Here is a 22,806-nt window from a genome sequence, read left to right as displayed (position 1 = left end):
AGCAAGAAACATGACCTCAATTCAACCGATCGAGCCGTCCACGACGCTCATCCCTGAAAAGAACGCAGCGAAGACCCTCGTCGTCGGTGTGCTGACAGCCGCTCTCGTGATCGCGGCCCCGCTTCTGATCGGCGCAGCCGGCGGCAACTACTGGGTGCGCGTGCTCGACTTCGCGATGCTCTATGTGATGCTCGCGCTGGGCCTGAACGTCGTGGTCGGCTTCGCCGGCCTGCTCGATTTGGGCTACATCGCCTTTTACGCGGTGGGGGCCTACACGGCGGCGCTGCTCACTTCGCCCCACCTCTCGAACCAGTTCGAGTGGATCGGCCATATGTTCCCCGGCGGCATCCATGCGCCGTACTGGGTGGTCGTGCCGATCGCGATGGGGCTCGCCGCGTTCTTCGGTGTGCTGCTTGGCGCTCCGACGCTGCGGCTGCGCGGCGATTACCTCGCCATCGTGACCTTGGGCTTCGGGGAAATCGTCCGGATCTTCATGAACAACCTCGACCGTCCGGTGAACATCACCAACGGGCCGCAGGGCATTACGGGTGTCGACCCGGTTCACGTGGCCGGCTTCAATCTGTCGCAAACGCATACGCTGTTCGGCATGCAGCTGCCGTCGGTCTACATGTATTACTACCTGTTCGTGCTGTGTTCGTTGTTCGTCATTTGGGTTTGCACGCGGTTGCAGCACTCGCGTATCGGTCGCGCCTGGGCCGCCATTCGCGAAGACGAAATCGCCGCCAAGGCGATGGGCATCAACACGCGTAACGTGAAGCTGCTCGCATTCGCGATGGGCGCATCGTTCGGCGGCCTGTCGGGAGCGATGTTCGCGGGCTTTCAAGGCTTCGTGTCGCCCGAATCGTTCACGTTCTGGGAATCGGTCGTTGTGCTGGCTTGCGTGGTGCTCGGCGGCATGGGCCACATTCCGGGCGTGATCCTCGGAGCGGTGCTCCTCGCTATCTTCCCCGAATTCCTGCGCTCGACGATGGGTCCGCTGCAGCACTGGATCTTTGGTCACCAGATCGTCGATACGGAAGTGATCCGTCAGTTGCTCTACGGCCTCGCCATGGTGCTCATCATGCTCTATCGCTCGGAGGGTCTGTGGCCCGCGGCGAAGCATGAGGACCGAATCGCGAAACTGGCCAAGCGCGGCAGCAAGAAGCCGGCGCGCGCCTAATGCCCGAAGCCAAGGCTGGAGATATTTCTATGAGCAACAAATCCATTCGTTTGTCCGTCACGGGCGTGAACAAGCGCTTCGGGGGGCTGCAAGCGCTGTCCGACGTCGGCTTGAAAATCGAGGAAGGACAGATCTACGGTCTGATCGGCCCGAACGGAGCCGGCAAGACGACGTTCTTCAACGTGATCACCGGCCTTTACACGCCCGACTCGGGCGAGTTCAGGCTCGACGGCCAGGAATACAAGCCGGAAGCCGTCTACCAGGTGGCGAAGGCGGGGATCGCGCGTACCTTCCAGAACATCCGCCTTTTCGGCGGCATGACGGCGCTCGAAAACGTCATGGTCGGCCGTCACGTGCGCACGAAGCACGGCCTGTTCGGCGCAGTGTTCCAGACGCCGGCCGAGCGCCAGGAAGAGCGCGAGATCAAGGAGCGCGCGCTGGAGCTGCTGGAGTACGTGGGCGTGCTGCAATACGCCGACTACACGGCGCGCAACCTCTCGTACGGCCATCAGCGCCGGCTCGAGATCGCGCGCGCGTTGGCGACCGATCCGAAGCTGCTCGCGTTGGACGAGCCGGCTGCGGGCATGAACGCGACGGAAAAGCTCGAGCTCACCAAGCTGCTCGACAAAATCCGTGGCGACGGCAGGACGATCCTGCTCATCGAGCACGACGTGAAGCTCGTGATGCACCTGTGCAATCGCATGACGGTGCTCGATTACGGCAAGGTGATCGCTGAAGGTCTGCCGCAGGATGTGCAGAAAGACCCGAAGGTGATCGAGGCATATCTCGGAGCGGGGGTCCACTGATGGCTACGGCAATGTTGAAAATCAAGGGCCTGCAGGTCAATTACGGCGGCATTCAGGCGGTCAAGGGCGTCGACATGGAGGTCGCTCAGGGCGAGCTCGTCACGCTGATCGGCGCGAACGGCGCAGGCAAGACCACGACGATGAAGGCCATCACGGGCCTGAAGCCCTATTCGGCGGGCGATATCGAGTACAACGGTCAATCGATCAAGGGCGTGCCGCCGCACGAACTGCTCAAGCGCGGTCTGGCGATGGTGCCGGAAGGGCGCGGCATCTTCGCGCGCATGTCGATCGTCGAGAACATGCAGATGGGCGCGTATCTGCGTAACGATACGGACGGCATCAAGAAGGACGTCGAGCGTATGTTCGGCTTCTTCCCGCGCTTGAAGGAGCGGGCGAGCCAGCTCGCGGGCACGCTCTCGGGCGGCGAGCAGCAGATGCTGGCGATGGCGCGCGCCGTGCTGTCGAAGCCTAAGCTGCTGTTGCTCGACGAACCGTCGATGGGTCTCTCGCCGATCATGGTCGAGAAAATCTTCGAGGTCGTGAGGGAGATTTCGAAGGAGGGCATCACGGTGCTGCTCGTGGAGCAGAACGCGCGGCTCGCGCTGCAGGCTGCGGATCGTGGCTATGTGATGGACTCCGGCGCGGTCACCATGTCGGGCAACGCGAAGGATATGCTCGACGATCCGAAGGTGCGCGCCGCCTATCTCGGTGAGTAAGAGCCAGTCGTGACCGGGCGGGTCCGCCCGCCCCAACGAGAAAGGCCGCATGTTCTTGCATGCGGCCTTTCTCGTTTATCGGCGGTCACCGCGGGGCACAGTGTATGGCCCCGCGGCGCACGGTCAGAGCGAGTCGAGCACCTCCCGCAGCATCGCCATCATCTGATCGATTTCCTCGGTGGTCACGTTCAGCGCCGGCATGAAGCGCAGCAGGTTCGGACGCGCAGCGTTGAGCAGCAGGCCATCGGGCTGCATGAGGCGGGCCTTTTCGACGATCTGCGGGCCGATGTCCTTGCCGAGCAAGAGCGCTCGCAAGAGGCCTTCGCCGCGCTCGCCCTCGAAGCCGCGTTCCGCGGACAACTCGATGAGCCGTTCGCGCAGGTACTCGCTGCGCTCACGCACGCCTTCGAGGAAGCCGGGCGCCGTCAATTGCGAGAGCACGGAGTAGCCGACGGCCGTCATGAGCGGATTGCCGTTGTAGGTGCCGCCTTGATCGCCCGCGTCGAAGCACGCGACGTCGGCCTTCGAGAGCAGCGCGGCAAGCGGTACGCCGCCGCCGATGCCCTTGCCGAGCGTCATGATGTCGGGCTCGATGCCGGACAGCTCGTAGGCGAAAAGCGTGCCCGCGCGACCGCAGCCGCTTTGCACTTCGTCGACGATCAGCAGCACGTTGTGCCGCTGCGTCAATGCCCGCAGCTCCCGCATGAATTCGCGCGTGGCGGGAATCACGCCGCCTTCGCCCTGGATCGGCTCGAGCATGACGGCGACCGTCTTGTCGCCGATCAGTCGCTCGACCGACGCAATGTCGTTGAGCTCGGCCTTGGGAAAGCCCGGGACCTGCGGCGCGTAGATCGTGTCCCAGCCGGGTTTGCCGCTCGCGGACATCGTGGCGATCGTCCGTCCGTGAAAGCTGTGATCGAACGTGATGATCTCGTATGCGCCGTTCTTGAATTTCCGGCCCCACTTGCGCGCAAGCTTGATCGCGCCTTCGTTGGCTTCCGCGCCGCTGTTGGCGAAGAACACCTTGTCGAAGACGCTGTATTCGGTGAGCAGGCCGGCGAGCTTTGCCATCGGCTCGTTGTAGAAAGCCGGCGACGGATTGATCAACGTGCGCGCCTGCTTTTCGAGCGCTTCGATCATGCCGGGATTGCAGTGACCCAGGCAGTTCACGGCCCAGCCTTGAATGAAATCGAGGTAGCGCCTGCCTTCGTTATCGAAGATCCACGAGCCTTCGCCATGGGTGAAGACGACCTCGGGCCGGTTCGTGATGTACATCAGCGATTGCGTCGGGTATTCATTGAAATGCATGGGGCGCTCCGCGAGAGTGAGAGAAGGCAACGATCCGTAAAAATGAAAAAAGCCACGGGAGTCCGTGGCTTTCGCTGTTTGACCGGGTTTGCGCCTAGCGTTGTTGCTGTGAGGCGCGCATCCGCGACGAGCCGACGGCTTCCCAAGCGGGCAGCGAGCGGCGACGTCGGAAAAGGGTGTGCATGCGGTTCATGCGCGCAAGAATACGACAGCGCGCGCATCGATGCAATCGCTTCGTCGTGCCCGCGTTGCGCATCGCCATTGTGCCGGCGCATGTCACCCAATTGAAACCCACGCCGCCGTATGTCACACCGCGTTGGCGAGATCTGCTTCGCTCGTGAACGAATCGGCGTAGAACTCGTCGCCGGGCAGGCCATGATGACTCGTGAAGTCGCGCTGTGCCGCTTCGACCATGACCGGCGCGCCGCACGCATAGATCTGATAACCCGAGAGATCGGGCAAGTCCTCGATGACGGCGCGATGCACGAAGCCGGTCCGGCCGCTCCAGGCGTCGCTTGCGTCGGGCTCGGACAGCACCGGCACGAACTTGAAGTTCGGGTGATCCTTTTCCCATTGCTGCGCAAGGTCCATCAAATAGAGGTCCTTCTTGCGGCGACCGCCCCAATAAAGGGTCATCGGGCGTTCGAGGTTCCGGTGAAAAGCGTGCTCGATGATCGCCTTGATCGGTGCAAAGCCGGTGCCCGAGGCGAGCAGCACCATCGGCTTGGACGAATCCTCGCGCAGGAAGAACGTGCCGAGCGGGCCTTCGAAGCGAAGGATCTCGCGCTCTTTCATGGTGCCGAAGACGTGATCGGTGAACGTGCCGCCCGGCATGTGGCGGATATGCAGTTCGATCGGGCCTTCCTCGTGCGGTGCGTTCGCCATCGAATAGCTGCGGCGCTTGCCATCCTTCAGGATGAACTCGATGTACTGGCCGGCGAGGTACTGCAGACGCTCGTTGGCGGGCAATTGCAGCTTGAGTACGACGACGTCGTCGGCCCGGCGCTCGATGGCGTTCACGCGGCACGGCAGCTTCTTGACCTGCATATCGCCGACGCCGGCGATCTCGCGCACGTCGATGACGAGATCCGACTGGGCGGTGGCGCAGCAAAAGAGCGCCATCCCGCGCGTCTTTTCGTCGTTCGACAATGCCGACGACGAATGCGAACGCTGTTCGATCTGGCCCGACACGAGCGTGCCTTTGCACGAGCCGCACGCGCCGTTCTTGCAGCCGTACGGCAGGCCGATGTTCTGGCGCAGCGCGGCCGTCAGCACGGCTTCGTCGGGTTCCACTTGAAACTGCCGGCCGCTTTGCCGGAGGGTCACGTTATAGGCCATAGCTTTGCAACGAAGATGTCAATCCAGGGGCCGGCTACAATGCCGGCCATGAGAACCACACGACTTCTGCGGCGCTCACGCGTGCTGATCGTCGGATGCGGCGACGTCGGCCTGCGGGCGGCGGGCCTGCTCGTGCGCCGAGCCGCGCGAACGCGCGTCATCGCGCTGACGAGTCACGCCGAACGCGCGCCACTGCTGCGCGCCGCGGGCATCACGCCAATCGTCGGCGATCTCGACGTGGCGCGCAGCCTGCGGCGCCTGTCAGGTCTCGCGACGACGGTGCTGCATCTCGCGCCGCCACCGCCCGATGGCGATACGGACCCGCGTACCCGCGCGCTGGTTGCGGCGCTGACCGCGCCGGCGAAGCTGCGCGCCGCGCGTGGGCCCGTCGCACCGGCGGGTCGGCTGCGGGGCGCAGCCACACGCACGCAGCCATCAGCGGAGCGGCGACAAACGAGTATTGTACCCGACGCTTTCGTCGCGCCGCGGCGCATACGTCTCGTCTATGCGAGCACGACGGGAGTTTATGGGGATTGCGGCGGCGCCCTGATCGACGAAACGCGGCCCGTCAAGCCTGTGAACGCCCGCGCGAAGCGCCGTGTATGCGCCGAGCGGACGCTGCGGCGCGCGACGGCGCGCGGCGCGCTCGCCGCGAGCATCGTGCGGATTCCCGGCATCTATGCAGCTGATCGGCTGCCGCTGGCGCGCATCGAGCGCCGCATGCCGGCGCTCGTCGATGCCGACGACGTCTACACGAACCACATCCATGCCGACGATCTGGCGGCGATCCTGCTGCGCACGCTCGCTCGCGGCGCGGTTTCGCGGGTCTTCCATGCCAGCGACGACAGCGTATTGAAGATGGGGGAGTACTTCGACCGCGTCGCCGATGCGTACGGGCTCGCCCGCGTCCCACGCATTTCGCGCCAGCAGGCCGAGCAGCAGCTCGAACCCGTGACGCTCTCGTTCATGAGCGAGTCACGGCGCCTCGCCAACGGGCGCCTCGTCCGGGAGTTGCGCGTCAAGCTGCGTTATCCGAGCGTCGACGATTTTCTTGCGACGGTGCGTACCGGCCCCGGTCAATGACCGGCAAGCGCGCCCAACTCGTGCTCGCCGAGCCACTGCCAGGCACCCGGCTCGAGCGCATCGGGCAGTGCGAGCCCCCCGATCCGCTGGCGGTGCAGCGCTTCGCAGCGGTTGCCCGCCGCGGCGATCATGCGCTTCACCTGGTGATACTTGCCTTCGTTGATCGTCAGCTCCAGGCATCGCTCGCCGCGCGCGTGGACGGCCGCGGCGGCGAGCGGCTGACGCTCGCCGTGCAACAGGACCCCCGAGCGCAGCGCGGCGAGCTGCGCCTCGTCGAGCGCGTGGCGCGTTGTTGCCAGATAAGTCTTCGGAACCTTGCGCTTCGGCGACGTATAGGCATGCACGAATTGACCGTCGTCCGACAGTAGCAGCAAGCCGGTGGTGTCCTCGTCGAGCCGCCCGACGCACTGCACGCCTCGCGCCACCAGCGGCGCGGGCAAGAGCGCAAAAACGCTCAGGTGGTGCTGCGGTTCGCGCGAGCATTCGTAGCCGGCCGGCTTATTCAGCATCAGATAGGCGCGTTCCCGGTACTGCCAGCGGCGGGCGTCCACCTCGAATTCGAGCGCAGCCGTTGCGAACTCCGCGGTGGGCTCCTGGCAAACGGCGCCGCCGATACGCACGCGGCCTTCGGCAATCAACGCGCGGCACTGCCGTCGCGAGCCGAAGCCCTGCGTGAAGAGAATGCTTTCGAGGTCCATGGGGCAGTGCGCAAATAAATCGAGCGCATTCTACCAAGCGGCCGAACGTATCGATCGCCACGCGGCGCGCCGTCTCAACCCGCGATCGTCTTGTAGAGCACGTCCTTGAGCATCGCGAATACGGGGTTGTCGTTATCGTTGCGATGTACGAACAGCAGCTCGACGGGGCTCGCGGGCGTCGTGCGCACGGGCCGGTAGACCACGCCTTCGAACCGCAGCATGGCCGCGGCTGCGGGAATCAGCGCGACGCCGATGCCCGCGCGCACGAGCGCCAGCATCGAATGGATCTGACTCACGTACTCCACGATATCGGGCAATACGCCGGCGCGCTCCAGCAGGCCGCTGACGAGCTGATGAAAGTAGCGGGCCTCGTACGGCGAATACATGAGCAGCGGCTTGCCAGCGCAATCGGCGAGTGCGGGCCGCGCGGGCCACTGCTGGGCGGCCGCGACGGGCAACGCAAGCACGAGCGCTTCGCGCGTGCACGGCTGTGCGACGAGTTCGCCATGTTCGACGGGCGGGCGCAATAAACCGACATCGATTTGCCGGGCATCGAGCGCCTCGAGTTGCGCGCCGCTCACCATCTCCTTCAACGTGAGCCTCACGCCCGAGGAGGCCGCTCGTACCGCGCTGACGAGCGAAGGCAGCACGCCGTAGCCCACGGACGCCGTAAAGCCGATCGCGAGCGAACCCGCGGCGCCGGCCGCCACCCGACGAGCCGTCGCGGCGGCCTCGTCGGCCAGACGCAGGATGCGGGCCGCATCGGGCAGAAAACTGCGGCCCGCAGCGGTGAGCCTCACCGATCGGCTGCTGCGCTCGAACAGTTCGGTGCCGACCTGATGTTCGAGCAGACGGATTTGTCTGCTCAGCGGCGGCTGGGTCATGTGAAGCCGTTCGGCGGCCCGTCCGAAATGGAGTTCCTCGGCGACGGCCACGAAACAGCGAAGCTGGCTTAGTTCAAACATCGATTCAAAAGAGGTATTAATCGAGTCAGTCGTTATCTTGGACGTGAATCGTTCGCGGTGCAAGAATCGCCTCATTCTTCGTCAGGAACGCTTTCCACGCGCTATCAACATGACCCGCTATACGCCCACCGAATTCGCCCGCCAGATTGGCACTGGCTTGTTGTCGTTCCCGGTTACGCATTTCAAGGACGATTTGTCGTTCGACGAAAGTGCATACCGTGCCAATCTCGATTGGCTGTTCAGCCATCCCGCCGCGGGCCTGTTCGCCGCGGGCGGTACCGGCGAGTTCTTTTCGCTGACGCCGGCTGAGGTCAGCCGCGTGGTGCGCGCCGCCGTCGAGGAAACGGGCGGCCGTGTGCCCGTCATCGCCCCGGCCGGCTACGGCACGGCAATGGCCAAGGAGTTCTGCCAATCGGCCGAGGCTGCCGGCGCGGACGGCATTCTGTTGTTGCCGCCCTATCTGACGGAAGCGGCGACCGATGGCGTGGCCGCGCACGTCGAGCAGGTCTGCAATTCGACCAAGCTTGGCGTCATCGTCTATAACCGCGCGAATCAGATTCTCGATGAAGTCGCGCTCGAGCGGCTCGCCGAACGGTGCCCGAACCTGGTCGGCTTCAAGGATGGCGTGGGCGATCTCGAACTGATGACGCGCATCCACGCGCGCCTCGGCGACCGCTTCACCTACGTCGGCGGACTGCCGACGGCCGAAACGTTCGCGTTGCCGTACCTGACGCTCGGCGTGACGACCTACTCGTCGGCGATCTTCAACTTCCTGCCGAAGTTCGCGCTCGATTTTTATGCGGCGGTGCGCGCGAACGATCATGCGAAGGTCTATGCCGAGCTGAACAAGTTCGTGCTGCCTTACATTGCGCTGCGCAACCGCAAGCGCGGCTACGCGGTGTCGATCGTCAAAGCGGGCATGCGTGCGATCGGCCGTCCGGCCGGACCCGTGCGGGCGCCGCTCACGGATTTGACCGAGGCGGAGTTCGCCGAGCTGTCGCAGCTCGTGAGCCGCGTGCATGAGGTGCAAGCATGACGGTATCGGGCGAGCTCCTGATCGGAGCGGCGCGCGTCGCCGGCACGGCTGGCTCGTTTCGCGCGATCGAAGCCGCGACCGGTGAGGCACTCGAGCCGGCCTTCACGCTCGCGAGTCTCGACGAGGTGCTGCGTGCCTGCACGCTCGCCGAGGCCGCCTTCGATATCTACCGCGAGACGACGCCCACGGCGCGTGCCGCGTTTCTCGAAACGATTGCAACCGAAATCGAAGCGCTCGGCGATGAACTGATCGAGCGGGCGATGGCTGAAACGGCATTGCCGCGCGCGCGCCTCGAAGGCGAGCGTGCGCGTACCTGTAATCAACTGCGGCTGTTCGCGCGGCTTGCGAAAAGCGGCGATGCACTCGATGTGCGCGTCGATCCGGCGCTGCCCGAGCGCAAGCCCCTGCCGCGTGCCGATCTGCGCATGCGCCGGATTCCGCTCGGCCCGGTCACCGTGTTCGGCGCGAGCAATTTCCCGCTCGCGTTCTCGGTAGCCGGTGGCGACACGGCCGCTGCGCTTGCGGCGGGATGTCCCGTGATCGTGAAGGCGCACTCGGCGCATCCGGGTACTTCCGCGCTCGTCGGCAGTGCGGTGCAGCGCGCCGTTGCACGCTGCGAACTGCCCGAAGGCGTGTTCTCGCTGCTCTTCGCCGAAAAGGAAAAATCGGGCGCGCTCGTTGCCGATCCGCGTATTCAGGCCGTCGGCTTCACCGGCTCGCGCGCGGGCGGTATCGCGTTGATGCGCATCGCACAGTCGCGCCCCCAGCCGATTCCCGTTTACGGCGAGCTGAGCGCCGTCAATCCGGTGTTTCTGCTGCCGGCCGCGCTCGATGCACGTGCCGACGCGTTGGGCGCGCAGTTCGTCGATTCGTTGACGCTCGGCGCCGGCCAATTCTGCACGAACCCGGGGCTCGTGCTCGCGATCGACGGTGCCGGCCTGGACCGATTCCTGAGCGCGGCCAAAGCGGCGCTTGCGCAGCGCGCAGCTCAGCCGATGCTGACGCCTGGCATCAGCGAGGCTTATCGCCGCGGCGTCGACCGTCTGGAGTACGAGCCGAACGTGCGCTGTGTCGCGCGCGGCCTTGACAGCGAGGAGCCGAACCGCGGCCGGGCGGGACTTTACACGACCGATGCCGACAGCTTTCTCGCTCAGCCCGCGCTGCACGAGGAGATTTTCGGGGCGGCGGCGCTCGTGGTGCGTTGCCGCGACGCGGCGCAGCTCGCGGCCGTGTCGCGCTCGCTCGAGGGGCAACTGACGGCGACGCTTCACATGAACCCGGACGACGCGCGCGACGCCGTACTTGCGCGCACGTTGCTGCCGACGCTCGAGCGCAAGGCTGGACGCATTCTCGCGAACGGTTGGCCGACGGGCGTCGAAGTCACGCACGCGATGGTGCATGGCGGCCCGTGGCCGGCAACCACCGACGGGCGTTCGACTTCGGTCGGCACGGCGGCAATCGAGCGCTTCTTGCGGCCCGTTTGCTATCAAGACTTGCCGGACGCGCTGTTGCCGCAGGCATTGCGCGAAGCCAACCCATGGGGCGTGCGACGCCTCGTCGACGGACAACCGGCGCCCGGGGGCGCCTGAGAGCGGTCGGCAAACCGGCCGGGCCCAGGTCCGGTCAACGCAAGGCGTGCGCGAGCAACAAGCGAAGCGGCGCCAATAAACGGAGGAGACAATATGGAAATCAAGGCCCCCGCTGTCGGAGCCCAGAGCACCCCGACCGCATTGCGCGCGACGCGCGTGCGCTTTTTGATCCTCACGATGTTGTTCATCGTGACGACCATCAACTATGCCGACCGTGCCACGGTCTCGATTGCCGGCTCCGCGATGCAAAAGGACCTCGGCATGAGCGCCGTGCAGCTCGGCTACATCTTCTCTGCTTTCGGCTGGTCCTATGTGATCGCGCAGTTGCCGGGCGGCTGGCTGCTCGACAAGTTCGGTTCGCGGCGCGTCTATGGTGCGAGCATTCTGATCTGGTCGATCTTCACGTTCACGCAAGGCACGATCGGTTTTCTGACCGGCGCGGCCGCCGTGGGCGCCGTGTTCGCACTGCGCTTTCTCGTCGGCGTTGCCGAAGCACCGGCTTTCCCGGCCAACAGCCGCATCGTCGCAGCCTGGTTCCCCGCGAACGAGCGCGGCACCGCATCGGCCATTTTCAATTCGGCGCAATACGCCGCCACGGTCATTTTCGCGCCCATCATGGCGTGGCTCGTGCATAGCTTCGGCTGGCATCATGTGTTCATCGTCATGGGCGTGCTTGGCGCGATCGCCGCCGTCGCCTGGCAGGTGTTCGTGCGCGATCCGAAAGAGCACCCGCGCGTGAACCGTGCCGAGATCGAGTACATCGAGAACGGCGGGGGGCTCGTCGATATCGACCGTGCCGTGACCGCCGAACGCCGCAGCGGCCCGAACGTCGCCTACATCAAGCAGTTGCTGCGCAACCGCATGCTGATGGGTATCTATATCGCCCAGTACTGCATCAACGCGCTGACCTACTTTTTCATCACCTGGTTTCCGATCTATCTCGTCCAGGCACGCGGCATGTCGATCCTGAAGGCGGGCTTCGTCGCTTCGGTGCCCGCGGTGTGCGGCTTTCTCGGCGGCATCCTCGGCGGCATCATCTCCGATGCGCTGCTGCGGCGCGGCGCCTCGCTCTCGATCGCCCGCAAGGTGCCGATCGTGCTCGGGATGCTGCTGTCGATGAGCATGGTCATCTGCAATTATGTGGATGCGCAGGTGGTCGTGGTCGCGTTCATGGCGCTCGCATTCTTCGGCAAGGGACTGGGCGCGCTCGGCTGGGCGGTCAACTCCGATACGGCACCGAAGCAGATCGCCGGCCTTTCGGGCGCGCTCATGAACACGTTCGGCAACCTGTCGAGCATCACGACGCCGATCGCCGTAGGCTATATCGTCGGTCACACGGGTTCGTTCAACGGCGCGCTCGTCTTCGTCGGCTTGCACGGGCTCGTGGCATGCATTTGCTACATCTTCGTCGTCGGCAAGATCCAGCGCGTGGAACTCGCGCCGGTACGATGATCGGAAGCGATGAGCAGACAACGAACACGATAGGAGCGAATCAAGGTGGAGCAGCAAACGACGGACGACGGCAAGCAAGGCAACACACCGCGCGTGACCGGCATGCAGGTGATTCCGGTTGCGGGACGCGACAGCATGCTGCTGAACCTGTGCGGCGCGCATGGCCCGTTCTTCACGCGCAATCTCGTCGTGCTGAGCGATTCGGCCGGTCGCACCGGTGTCGGTGAAGTGCCGGGCGGCGAGGGGATTCGCGCGGCCCTGGAACGCGTGATGCCGCTCGTCATCGAGACCGAAATCGGCCGCATGAACGGCACGCTGAACGCGATCCGGCGTGCGCTGGGCGGCGGCGCCGATGCGGCGCATCGCGGCACGGTCTACGAAGTCGGCTCGCAAGCCGAATCCGCCGTGCTGCGCCAGCCGCACGAAATCAATCTGCGGATGGATAACGTGCTGACGGCCGTCGAGGCGGCGCTGCTCGATCTGCTGGGCCAGCATCTGGGCGTGCCGGTGGCCGAGTTGCTCGCGAACGGCCAGCAGCGCGACCGGGTGCCGATGCTCGCCTACCTGTTTTATATCGGTGAGCGCCGCAAAACCGACCTGCCGTATCTCGACGGCGCCGGCGCGCGCGACGGCTGGTTGCGCTTGCGTCACGAGGCGGCACTGACGCCGCAGGACATCGCGCGTCTTGCGGAAGCTGCGACGGACCGCTACGGGTTTGCCGACTTCAAGCTGAAGGGCGGTGTAATGGACGGCGACGAGGAAATGCAGGCCATCGCCGCCATCAAGGCCCGTTTTCCGAACGCGCGCGCGACGCTCGATCCGAACGGCGCGTGGTCGCTCGACGAAGCCATTCGGCTGTGCCGCGGGCAATCGCATCTGCTTGCCTATGCCGAAGATCCGTGCGGCCCCGAGAACGGTTATTCGGGGCGCGAGACGATGGCGGAGTTCAAGCGCGCCACGGGTATTCCCACGGCCACGAACATGATCGCGACCGACTGGCGTCAGCTCGGCCATGCCGTTTCGCTGCAAGCGGTCGATATCCCGTTGGCCGACCCGCATTTCTGGACGATGCAGGGTTCCGCACGCGTTGCCCAGTTGACGAGCGAGTGGGGCCTCACCTGGGGCTCGCATTCGAACAATCACTTCGATGTTTCGCTGGCGATGTTCACGCATGTCGCCGCGGCGGCCCCGGGGCCGATCACGGCGATCGATACGCACTGGATCTGGCAGGAGAGCGAAGAGCGGCTCACGCGCGAGCCGCTTAAGATCGTCGGCGGCACCGTGGGGGTGCCCGAGCGGCCGGGTCTCGGCATCGAGATCGACATGGACCGCGTCATGCGGGCTCATGAACTGTACAAGTCGCTCGGCAGCGGTGCGCGTGACGACGCGATGGCCATGCGCTATCTCGTGCCGGGCTGGACCTACGATCCGAAGCGGCCGAGTTTCGGGCGCGCGATGCGCGGCGCGAGCCGCACATAGTCAACGTCGAACATGCGATAGCACCAGCAACAGCAACTGCAACCGATACACCGATCCATGATGCCGAATGCTTCAAGTAAAACTCCGCTGATCGCGCGCATGCGCGTGGTTCCCGTCGCGGGCCGGGACAGCATGCTGCTCAACCTGAGCGGCGCGCACGGACCGTTTTTCACCCGCAACATCGTCATCGTCGAGGATAGCGACGGCCGTACCGGGCTCGGCGAAGTGCCGGGCGGCGAAGCCATTCGCACGACGCTCGAAGAGGCCGGCGCGCTGCTCGTCGGAACGCCGATCGGCCGCTGGCAGGATGCGCTCAATGCCGTGCGCCGGCGCTTCGCCGATCGCGACTCGGGCGGACGCGGCAACCAGACGTTCGATCTGCGGGTGACCGTGCACGCCGTGACGGCGATCGAAGCCGCGCTACTCGACTTGCTCGGCCAGTATCTCGACGTGCCGGTAGCCGCGCTTCTCGGCGAGGGACAGCAGCGCAGCCACGTGCCGATGCTCGGCTACCTCTTTTATATCGGCGATCGCGGGCGCACGAAGCTCGACTATCGTAGCGAGCCCGAGGCCGATAACGACTGGTTCCGGCTGCGCAACGAAGTTGCGCTGACGCCCCAGGCAGTCGTGAACCTCGCGGTGGCCGCGCGCGAACGCTATGGTTTCCGCGATTTCAAGCTCAAGGGCGGCGTGCTGCCCGGCGACGAGGAAATCGAGGCGGTAACGGCGCTGGCCAAGCGTTTTCCGGATGCGCGCATCACGCTCGATCCGAACGGCGCGTGGCCGTTGGCCGAAGCCATTCGTCTGTGCCGTGACAAGCACGATGTGCTCGCCTACGCGGAAGACCCGTGCGGCGCCGAAGGCGGCTACTCGGGCCGCGAGGTCATGGCCGAGTTCCGTCGCGCGACGGGGCTGCCCACCGCTACGAACATGATCGCGACCGACTGGCGCCAACTCGGCCATGCCGTATCGCTGCAATCGGTCGATATTCCGCTGGCCGATCCGCATTTCTGGACGATGCGCGGCTCGGTGCGCGTCGCGCAACTGTGCGCCGAATGGGGGCTCACCTGGGGCTCGCATTCGAACAACCATTTCGATATTTCGCTTGCGATGTTCACGCATGTCGCGGCGGCCGCGCCTGGCAACATCACCGCGATCGACACGCACTGGATCTGGCAGGACGGCCAGCGGTTGACGCGGGCACCGTTCGAGATCGTCGAAGGTCAGGTGGCCGTGCCCGAGCGCGGCGGCCTCGGTATCGAACTGGATGAAGAGGCGCTGGCCGAGGCGCACGCACTTTATCTCGAGCATGGGCTCGGCAGCCGCGACGACGCCGTCGCGATGCAGTACCTGATCCCGGACTGGAAGTTCGACAACAAGCGCCCGTGTCTCGTACGCTGAGCGCATGAATACCCGCCTGTCTGTCGCCCTCGCGATAGCCATTCGGCCGACAGACAGGCACTGAAGCAGTCACGATGGAGTCTCAAGCAATGTCCGCTTCCACCACTGCGCCCGCGCAGACCGCCGAGGGCGCGCTCACGATCCGCGTCGACGAGCGCGACAACGTTGCGATCGTCGTCAATGCCCGCGGGCTGCCCGCCGGCACGACGCTCCCCGACGGCACCATCCTCGCGCAGGGCGTACCGCAAGGACACAAGGTCGCCCTCGCCGATCTGGCCGAGGGCGACGCCGTGGTCCGCTACGGCGAGATCATCGGCTATGCCGCGAAGGCGCTGCCGCGCGGTAGCTGGGTCGACGAGCACGCCGTGCAGTTGCCGCAGCCGCCGGCGCTCGATGCGCTGCCGCTCGCCACGCGGCCCGCGCCCGATCTGCCGCCGCTCGAAGGCTACACGTTCGAGGGTTATCGCAATGCCGACGGGACCGTCGGCACGAAGAACGTCCTCGGGATCATGACGAGCGTGCAGTGCGTGGCCGGCGTCACCGATTACGTCGTCGAGCGCATCAAGCGCGAGCTGATGCCGCGCTATCCGAACGTGGACGACGTCGTCGCGCTCACGCACACGTATGGCTGCGGCGTAGCGATCAACGCGCCGGCCGCGATCGTGCCGATCCGCACGTTGCAGAACCTCGCCGTGAATCCGAACTTCGGCGGCGAAGTGATGGTGATCGGCCTCGGCTGCGAAAAGCTCGTGCCCGAGCGGCTCGTTCCGTCCGAGCTCGCCCCGGGCGGCCGCATCCCCATCGAAGTGGCCGGCAAGCCCGAATCGCCTGTGCTGTCGCTGCAAGACGAGGCGTATCACGGTTTCGGCGAGATGGTCGATGCGATCCTCGAGATGGCCGACAAGCGCCTTGCGCGCCTGAACGAGCGCCGGCGCGAGACCTGCCCCGCCTCCGATCTCGTGATCGGCGTGCAGTGCGGCGGCAGCGACGCGTTCTCGGGCGTCACGGCCAATCCGGCGGTCGGCTTTGCGGCCGATCTGATCGTGCGCGCGGGCGGCACGGTGATGTTTTCCGAAGTGACCGAAGTGCGCGATGCGATCCATCTGCTGACGCCGCGCGCCATCGACGAAGACGTCGGTCGCGCGCTCTTGCGCGAGATGGCCTGGTACGACGACTACCTGAGCGGCGGGCGCGCGGACCGCAGCGCGAATCCGTCGCCCGGCAACAAACGCGGCGGCTTGTCGAACGTCGTCGAAAAGGCGCTGGGTTCGATCGTCAAGTCGGGCACGAGCCCGATCGTCGACGTGCTCGGCCCGGGCGAGAAAATGCGGCGCAAGGGCCTCATCTTTGCTGCCACGCCGGCGAGCGATTTCGTCTGCGGCACGCTGCAGCTCGCCTCCGGCATCAACCTGCAGGTCTTCACGACGGGCCGCGGCACGCCTTACGGCCTGGCGATGGCGCCCGTCATCAAGGTGTCCACACGCAAGGCGCTGTCCGAGCGCTGGCACGATCTGATCGACCTCGACGCGGGCCGCATCGCGACGGGCGAGGCCAGCATCGCCGACATCGGCTGGGAGCTGTTCCGCATGATCCTCGACGTGGCGAGCGGCAAGCGCGAGGTGTGCGCCGACAAGCTCGGCTTGCGCAACGACCTCGTGCTTTTCAACCCGGCCCCGGTAACCTGATCCAGAGCTGCTCAGAGCTGACTCGACATGACGACTGAAACTCTCACGACCGCGGACCCGCTCTCGGGTGTCGGCACACATTGCGGGCGCATCCTGCTCACGGGCGCGGCGGGCAACCTCGGGCGCGTACTGCGCGAGCGCCTCACCCGGTATTGCGACGTGCTGCGCTCGTCGGACTTGGGCCCGATCGCCGATCTGCACGAAGGCGAAGAATCGATGCCTTGCGATCTGGGCGATGCCGCGGCGGTCGACGCGCTCGTGCGCGGCTGCGATGCGATCGTTCACTTCGGTGGCGTATCGGTCGAGCGTCCGTTCGAAGAGATTCTCCCGGCGAACATCCAAGGCACCTACAACCTCTATGAAGCGGCGCGCCGACATGGCGTGCGGCGCATCGTCTTCGCGAGCTCGAACCACGTCACCGGCTTTTACCGCCAGGACGAAGTCGTGAGCCCCGAAGACCCGCCGCGTCCCGACGGCTACTACGGGGTTTCCAAGGCCTTCGGCGAGCAACTCGCGCGTTTTTATTTCGATCGCTACGGCATCGAATCGGTCTGCGTGCGTATCGGCTCGTCGTTTCCGGAGCCGAAGGATCGCCGTATGCTGACGACCTGGCTCGGTTACGACGACCTCGAGCAGCTCGTGCGCCGCGCGATGTTCGTGCCGGAGGTGGGCTGCCTGATCGTGTACGGCGTGTCGGCCAATCGCGACTGGTGGTGGGACAACGACGCGGCCGCCGCGCGTATCGGCTATGTGCCCGCGCAAACGAGCGAACCGTGGCGCGCGCGTATCGAAAACGAGCAGCCGCCTCTGCCCGAAACCGACCCGGTGCGCCGCTATCAGGGCGGCGGGTTCGTGATCGTCGGCCCGTTCGGAGACTAGGGCGATGCGGCAAACGGTATCGATCGAGCGTATCGGCGCCATGCGGTGCGAGGTCGGCGAAAGCCCGGTCTGGCATGCGGGCGAGGGCGCGCTTTACTGGACCGACATTCCGCGCCGCATGCTGTGGCGCTGGCGCGCCGACGCGGGCGCCGTCGAGCAGTGGGCGCTGCCGGAAATGGCGGGCTCCGTTGCCATCACGGACGACGACGGCATTCTGTTGGCGATGGAATCCGGAATTTACCGTGTGCCGCGTCCCGATGCGGGTGGGCCGCTCGGCGAATGCACGCTGCTCGCGCGCGTCTCCCATCCGCGTGGCGATATGCGCTTCAATGACGGACGATGCGACCCGTGCGGCCGCTTCATTGCCGGTACCATGGTCCTCGATACGACGCTCGCGATGCCGGTTGGCACGCTGATGCGGCTCGATGCGGGCGCGGGGTTCACCGCGCTCGTCGACGGACTCATCGTCTCGAACGGCCTTGCGTTCAGCCCGGACGGACGTACGATGTACTTGTCGGACTCGCATGCGAGCCGGCAGATCGTATGGGCCTTCGATTACGACATCGACACAGGCGAGCCGCGCCGTCGGCGCGTGTTCGTCGACATGATCGTGCACGCGGGCCGGCCCGACGGCGCGGCGGTGGACGCCGACGGCTGCTACTGGATCTGCGGCAACGATGCGGGCGTCGTGCACCGTTTCACGCCCGCCGGCAAGCTCGATCGCAGCATCGAAGTGCCCGTTGCGAAGCCGGCCATGTGCGCATTCGGCGGCGCGCATCTCGATACGCTCTTCGTCACATCGATCGTGCAAGCTGGCGATCCGCTTTCGGGCGCTGTGTTCGCGTTGGACCCCGGGGTCACGGGACTGCGCGAACCGCTAGCGCGTCTTCAACCACGCCGCGAAGTTGAAAGGGCAACGAGCGGCACTCCATAACCGATAACCGCAAAGAGGCAACCGAGACCATGTTCAAAAACGGAGGAGACATGAAACGTACGCATTTCGCGCGACGCGCAGGCCATCTGGCGGCCGCAGTTTGTTTTTCGCTCGCGGCCGCGGCCGCGTCGGCCGAACCGGTCACGCTCAACATCGTCGATGTGGCCGGCAATCTCGCGCTGACCAAGCCGGGCTTCGAAGCGTTCAAGCAAGCGAACCCGAACCTCGTCAGCAACATCACGTACACGAACGCGCCGGCGCCGCAATTGCCGGGCAAGATCAAGGCGATGCAAGGTGCGGGCCGCTCGGATATCGACCTCGTGTTGACCGGGACCGACGCACTCGCGGCCGGTATCGAGCAGAAGCTGTGGATGACGCTGCCGTCGAAGATGATCGACGACGCGAATGCCAAGTACGCGCCGGGTCCGAAAGAGATGCAAAAACTCGCGCAAGGCGAGGGTCTCGAAGTGACGTTCATGCCGGCTGGACCGCTCGTGGAATACAACCCCGACAAGGTGCCGCCGAACGAAGTCCCGAAGACGCCCGAGCAACTGCTCTCGTGGTGCAAGGCGCATCCGAACAAGCTGATCTATGCGCGCCCGGCCAACTCGGGCCCGGGCCGTACGTTCCTGATGGGCCTGCCGTACATTCTCGGCGACAAGGATCCGCAGGATCCGATCAAAGGCTGGGACAAGACCTGGGCGTTTCTCAAGCAGTTGAACGAGTGCGTGCCGTACTACCCGGGCGGCACGTCTGCCGTCATGAAGGAACTCGGCGAAGGCACGCGTGACATGACCGTTACGGTAACGGGCTGGGACATCAACCCGCGCGCGCTCGGCGTCGTGCCGGCCGCCTTCAAGGTGCAGCCGTTCGACAACATGAAGTGGGTCAACGATGCGCACTACATGGTCATTCCGAAGGGCGTGGACAAGGCCAAGGTGGAAGTGCTCGAGAAGATGATGAACTTCATGCTCGAGAAGCCGCAGCAGGCAATGACATACGACGACGGCTACTTCTATCCGGGCCCCGCGATCGACGGCTTGACGCCTTCGGACGCTCCCGAAAAGAGCCGGGTCGTGTTGCAGAAATTCGGCCGGCCCGAGTATGGCGGCTGGCTCAAGAAGTATCCGAACGTCCAGCCGCTGCCGGCCGAGAAGATGGTCGAGGCGTTCAAGAAGTGGGACGCCGAGATCGGCGCGCAGAAGAAGTAATTTGAAGTGAACGCGGCGGGGTAGCGCGAGCCGCCCCGCCGGCCAGATGTCAGTCAGGAAATCATCATGAAGCATACTTTCGATCGGTTGCGTCTCAACTCGGTGTGCCGCAGCTTCGCTAATGCCGAAGGCGCTCACGTCGCGGCGCTTCAAGGGCTCGATCTCGCGATCGAGCGCGGCGAGTTCATCGCACTGCTCGGACCGTCGGGCTGCGGTAAATCGACGGCACTCAACTGCATCGCCGGCCTGCAGCCGTTGACCGGCGGCGAGATCTGGCTGGACGACAAGCGGATCGACGTGCTGCCGCCCGAGAGGCGCGGCTTCGGCATGGTCTTTCAGAACTACGCGCTCTTTCCGCATATGAGCGTGCTCGAGAACGTCGGGTTCGGTCTGCGCATGCGCGGCGCGCCCAAAGCCGAAATCGAGCGCCGTGCGCGTGCGGCTTTGCAGCTCGTGCAGCTCGTCGGCCACGAGCACAAGCTGCCGGGACAGCTCTCGGGCGGTCAGCAGCAGCGTGTCGCGATTGCGCGCGCGATCGTCATCGAGCCGCCCGTCGTGCTGATGGACGAGCCGCTGTCGAACCTCGATACGAAGCTGCGCATCGAGATGCGCGCAGAAATCCGCCGCATTCACGGCGAGCTCGAGCGCGCGACGATCTATGTCACGCACGATCAGGACGAAGCGCTTTCGATGGCGGATCGCATCGTCGTGATGAAAGAGGGTCTCGTACAGCAGGTCGCATCGCCGAAGGAAGTGTACGGCCGGCCGAAGAACCTGCATGTGGCGCGATTCATGGGCTATCGCAATGTCGTCGCCTGTACGCTCGAAGGCGCAGTGGGCGAGGGCGTGGCTGTCGCCGCGGGCGGCGTGAAATTCGTGGCCACGCCGATGGAAGAGTTCGACGCGAAATCCGCGATGCTCGCCATTCGCCCCGAAGACCTCGTTCGTGCGCAGCCTGGATCGACGAACGCTTTCGACGTCGACGTCGAAGTGGTCGAATACGGCGGCCGCGATTCGCTGCTCTTCGTCAAGGCGCCGTTCGGCAGGCTTTGGGCACGTGTGGAAGGCGAATTCGCGGAAGGCGAGCGTGTCACGCTTGCCATTGCCAGCGAGCGCGCGCTCGTCTATCGCGAGGAGCGCGCATCATGAGTGTGCTTTCGCTTTCGGGGCCGCGTGACGCGAAAGGATGGCTCGTCACGCCCGCACTCGGGTTCATTCTGGCGCTGTTCATCTATCCGTTCGCGTACGGGCTCGTGCTGTCGTTTCAGCCGATGAACGGCGGCGGCGTGCTGGCGAACTACGTTACGTTCTTCACCGACAGCGCGATGTGGCCGACGATCTTCGTCACGCTGAAGCTTGCCGTGCCGGCGACGCTCGTCAACGTGGGCTTGTCGGTGCCGGTCGCGTTCTCGTTGCGGCGCAAATCGCGGTACCAGAAGTTCGTGACCACGCTGCTCGTGATTCCGGTCACGCTTGGCACCGTGCTGATCGCCGACGGCATGCTCACCTACTTTTCGCCGAATGGCTGGTTCACGCAGGGCGTGCAGGCGCTGCATATGTATGGCGACGAAGTGCGGCTCACGCATAACTACTGGGGCGTGCTCATTTCGCTGATCGTCTCGGGCTTCCCGTTCGCGTTCCTGCTCACGCTGTCGTACGTGAGCGGCATCGACCCGACGCTGGCCCGTGCCGCGGCGACGCTCGGCGCGAATCCGTGGCAGCAGTTCCGGCAGATCTATCTGCCGCTGCTCGTGCCCGGTCTCACGATGGCCGCATGCCTCTCGTTCGTGCAGGCGTTCTCGGTCTTTCCGTCGGCCGTGCTGCTCGGCGCGCCGGCAGGGCCCACGCGTGTGATTTCGATCGCTGCCGCCGAGGCCGCCTTCGAAAGCTATGACTACTCGCTCGCCTCGACCATTGCGATCTTGATGGGCTTCGTGCAATTGCTGGTGGTGGGAGGCATGCTGGGTGCGCGGCGCTTCTTCTACACCGGGCCGGTGACGGGAGGAAAAGGATGATGGCGACCGACAATCAAACTGCGCGCGCGATATCGATGCCGGAGACGACCGGCTCGCGCGGCGCCGGCTCCAACTCCAACGCGCAGCCCGAACGCAAGCATACCGAGAGCCTCGGTGGCCGTGTCTGGAAGGTCATCGTGCGCGGGACGATGGTGTTTTTCCTGCTCAACGTGCTGTTGCTGATCGCGACCGTCGCGGTGAACTCCGTGGCGACGCGCTGGTTCGGCACGCTGCTGCCGCAGGGCTTCACGCTGCACTGGTACGCGCAGGCATGGAGCGACTTCCAGCTCTCGAGCGTGCTGTGGGTGACGGTCGAGGTCGTCGGCGCCGTAGTGCTGCTGTCGATCGCGCTCGGTGTGCCGGCCGCGTACGCGCTGGCGCGCGCAACGTTTCCCGGTAAGCGTCTCGTCATGCTGATGTTCCTGCTGCCGCTGATGGTGCCGCCCGTGACGTACGGCATTCCGATGGCGACCGTGATGTACAAGGTCGGCCTCGCCGGCACGCTGGCCGGGGTGATTCTGGCCAACCTGGTACCCGCGTTGCCGTTCGTCATTCTCGTCATGACGCCGTTCATCGAACAGCTCGATCCGAACCTCGAAGCCGCCGCGCGCATCTTCGGCGCCAACACGGCGCGGTACTTCCGCCATGTGCTGCTGCCGTTGCTGGTGCCCGGTATGCTGGCCGCCGGTCTGCTCGTGCTCGTACGCACCATCGGGATGTTCGAGTTGACGTTCTTTACGGCTGGGCCGAACACGCAAACGCTCGTCGTGGCGCTTTACTACGCGGTGTTTTCCACCGGCGTGCGCGCGCCGCAATCGATCGACGCGATGGCGATGATTTATATGGCCATCACGCTGGTGTGGGTCGTGATCGCGCTCCAGTTCGTGAGCCCGACGCAGCTGGTCTCGCGGGTGAAAGAGCAACGCTAGCACCTTGGCGGGAGCCGGCGTTCGCCCGGCCCCCGCCGCCTGCCTCCCTCCCTCTGGAATCCTTTCCATCGTTCCATGATGGTGGCCGTTCGGCCGATTATC

The 22,806-nt window shown here is 65.2% G+C and carries 20 protein-coding genes; 16 read left to right on the top strand and 4 right to left on the bottom strand.

What is annotated here, in order from left to right; translation table 11 throughout:
• Positions 1 to 10: 10 nt before the first annotated feature.
• Genes ACR9ZC_RS23115 through ACR9ZC_RS23105 form a run of 3 tightly spaced genes read left to right on the top strand, consistent with a single transcriptional unit; the run spans position 11 to position 2,702 of the window.
• Positions 11 to 1,180: an ABC transporter permease subunit gene (locus tag ACR9ZC_RS23115; RefSeq protein ID WP_331570635.1), complete on the top strand. Its 1,170-nt coding sequence runs from the start codon at positions 11 to 13 to the stop codon at positions 1,178 to 1,180.
• A 29-nt stretch (positions 1,181 to 1,209) separates the two neighbouring features.
• Complete coding sequence (locus tag ACR9ZC_RS23110) at positions 1,210 to 1,986, top strand: ABC transporter ATP-binding protein (protein WP_331570633.1); 777 nt, start codon at positions 1,210 to 1,212, stop codon at positions 1,984 to 1,986.
• Positions 1,986 to 2,702 carry an ABC transporter ATP-binding protein gene (locus ACR9ZC_RS23105; RefSeq protein ID WP_173259279.1) on the top strand — a complete coding sequence of 239 codons (717 nt, stop codon included), beginning with the start codon at positions 1,986 to 1,988 and terminating at the stop codon, positions 2,700 to 2,702. The genes ACR9ZC_RS23110 and ACR9ZC_RS23105 overlap by 1 nt, the downstream gene beginning before the upstream one ends.
• A gap of 123 nt (positions 2,703 to 2,825) precedes the next feature.
• Here ACR9ZC_RS23105 and ACR9ZC_RS23100 read toward each other — a convergent pair whose 3' ends face one another.
• On the bottom strand, positions 2,826 to 4,010 hold the full coding sequence (locus tag ACR9ZC_RS23100; RefSeq protein WP_331570381.1) for an acetylornithine transaminase: 1,185 nt from the start codon (positions 4,008 to 4,010) through the stop codon (positions 2,826 to 2,828).
• 306 nt (positions 4,011 to 4,316) lie between these two features.
• The gene (locus ACR9ZC_RS23095; RefSeq protein ID WP_481582051.1) at positions 4,317 to 5,348 is read right to left on the bottom strand and encodes a CDP-6-deoxy-delta-3,4-glucoseen reductase; all 1,032 of its coding nucleotides are present in this window, start codon (positions 5,346 to 5,348) and stop codon (positions 4,317 to 4,319) included.
• Positions 5,349 to 5,396: 48 nt separating this feature from the next.
• On the opposite strand from ACR9ZC_RS23095, the gene ACR9ZC_RS23090 reads away from it, so the two are divergent.
• The gene (locus ACR9ZC_RS23090; RefSeq protein ID WP_481582050.1) at positions 5,397 to 6,431 is read left to right on the top strand and encodes an NAD-dependent epimerase/dehydratase family protein; all 1,035 of its coding nucleotides are present in this window, start codon (positions 5,397 to 5,399) and stop codon (positions 6,429 to 6,431) included.
• Here the strand turns inward: ACR9ZC_RS23090 and ACR9ZC_RS23085 are convergent.
• Both ACR9ZC_RS23085 and ACR9ZC_RS23080 read right to left on the bottom strand, forming a co-directional pair.
• A complete protein-coding gene (locus tag ACR9ZC_RS23085; protein WP_481582049.1) occupies positions 6,425 to 7,129 on the bottom strand; it encodes a 16S rRNA pseudouridine(516) synthase in 705 nt (234 codons plus the stop codon). The genes ACR9ZC_RS23090 and ACR9ZC_RS23085 overlap by 7 nt on opposite strands.
• A gap of 74 nt (positions 7,130 to 7,203) precedes the next feature.
• On the bottom strand, positions 7,204 to 8,094 hold the full coding sequence (locus tag ACR9ZC_RS23080) for a LysR family transcriptional regulator (RefSeq protein WP_481582048.1): 891 nt from the start codon (positions 8,092 to 8,094) through the stop codon (positions 7,204 to 7,206).
• Positions 8,095 to 8,203: 109 nt separating this feature from the next.
• On the opposite strand from ACR9ZC_RS23080, the gene kdgD reads away from it, so the two are divergent.
• The 12 genes from kdgD (at position 8,204) to ACR9ZC_RS23020 (ending at position 22,704) form a co-directional block, all read left to right on the top strand.
• On the top strand, positions 8,204 to 9,130 hold the full coding sequence (gene kdgD / locus ACR9ZC_RS23075; protein WP_481582047.1) for a 5-dehydro-4-deoxyglucarate dehydratase: 927 nt from the start codon (positions 8,204 to 8,206) through the stop codon (positions 9,128 to 9,130).
• Positions 9,127 to 10,719 carry an aldehyde dehydrogenase (NADP(+)) gene (locus tag ACR9ZC_RS23070; RefSeq protein ID WP_481582046.1) on the top strand — a complete coding sequence of 531 codons (1,593 nt, stop codon included), beginning with the start codon at positions 9,127 to 9,129 and terminating at the stop codon, positions 10,717 to 10,719. Before kdgD ends, ACR9ZC_RS23070 begins: the two co-directional genes overlap by 4 nt.
• Positions 10,720 to 10,812: 93 nt before the next feature.
• On the top strand, positions 10,813 to 12,171 hold the full coding sequence (locus ACR9ZC_RS23065) for an MFS transporter (RefSeq protein WP_331570367.1): 1,359 nt from the start codon (positions 10,813 to 10,815) through the stop codon (positions 12,169 to 12,171).
• A 102-nt stretch (positions 12,172 to 12,273) separates the two neighbouring features.
• Positions 12,274 to 13,650: an enolase C-terminal domain-like protein gene (locus ACR9ZC_RS23060; protein WP_481582747.1), complete on the top strand. Its 1,377-nt coding sequence runs from the start codon at positions 12,274 to 12,276 to the stop codon at positions 13,648 to 13,650.
• 57 nt (positions 13,651 to 13,707) lie between these two features.
• A complete protein-coding gene (gudD, locus tag ACR9ZC_RS23055) occupies positions 13,708 to 15,051 on the top strand; it encodes a glucarate dehydratase (RefSeq protein ID WP_331570363.1) in 1,344 nt (447 codons plus the stop codon).
• Between the two features lie 89 nt (positions 15,052 to 15,140).
• Positions 15,141 to 16,736 carry a galactarate dehydratase gene (gene garD / locus ACR9ZC_RS23050; protein WP_481582045.1) on the top strand — a complete coding sequence of 532 codons (1,596 nt, stop codon included), beginning with the start codon at positions 15,141 to 15,143 and terminating at the stop codon, positions 16,734 to 16,736.
• Positions 16,737 to 16,763: 27 nt separating this feature from the next.
• On the top strand, positions 16,764 to 17,615 hold the full coding sequence (locus tag ACR9ZC_RS23045) for an NAD-dependent epimerase/dehydratase family protein (RefSeq protein ID WP_481582044.1): 852 nt from the start codon (positions 16,764 to 16,766) through the stop codon (positions 17,613 to 17,615).
• Between the two features lie 4 nt (positions 17,616 to 17,619).
• Complete coding sequence (locus ACR9ZC_RS23040) at positions 17,620 to 18,549, top strand: SMP-30/gluconolactonase/LRE family protein (protein WP_481582043.1); 930 nt, start codon at positions 17,620 to 17,622, stop codon at positions 18,547 to 18,549.
• Between the two features lie 50 nt (positions 18,550 to 18,599).
• The gene (locus ACR9ZC_RS23035; protein ID WP_331570356.1) at positions 18,600 to 19,760 is read left to right on the top strand and encodes an extracellular solute-binding protein; all 1,161 of its coding nucleotides are present in this window, start codon (positions 18,600 to 18,602) and stop codon (positions 19,758 to 19,760) included.
• Positions 19,761 to 19,826: 66 nt separating this feature from the next.
• On the top strand, positions 19,827 to 20,909 hold the full coding sequence (locus ACR9ZC_RS23030) for an ABC transporter ATP-binding protein (RefSeq protein ID WP_481582042.1): 1,083 nt from the start codon (positions 19,827 to 19,829) through the stop codon (positions 20,907 to 20,909).
• Positions 20,906 to 21,775, top strand: coding sequence for an ABC transporter permease (locus tag ACR9ZC_RS23025; protein ID WP_331570352.1), 870 nt, complete (start codon positions 20,906 to 20,908; stop codon positions 21,773 to 21,775). The genes ACR9ZC_RS23030 and ACR9ZC_RS23025 overlap by 4 nt, the downstream gene beginning before the upstream one ends.
• Positions 21,775 to 22,704: an ABC transporter permease gene (locus tag ACR9ZC_RS23020; protein WP_414720259.1), complete on the top strand. Its 930-nt coding sequence runs from the start codon at positions 21,775 to 21,777 to the stop codon at positions 22,702 to 22,704. Before ACR9ZC_RS23025 ends, ACR9ZC_RS23020 begins: the two co-directional genes overlap by 1 nt.
• Positions 22,705 to 22,806: the final 102 nt, after the last annotated feature.

This window comes from Trinickia sp. HAY1-2D, from assembly GCF_056754935.1.
The sequence above is the reverse complement of the archived record's forward strand: the minus strand, read 5'-3'. Positions and strand labels throughout refer to the sequence as shown.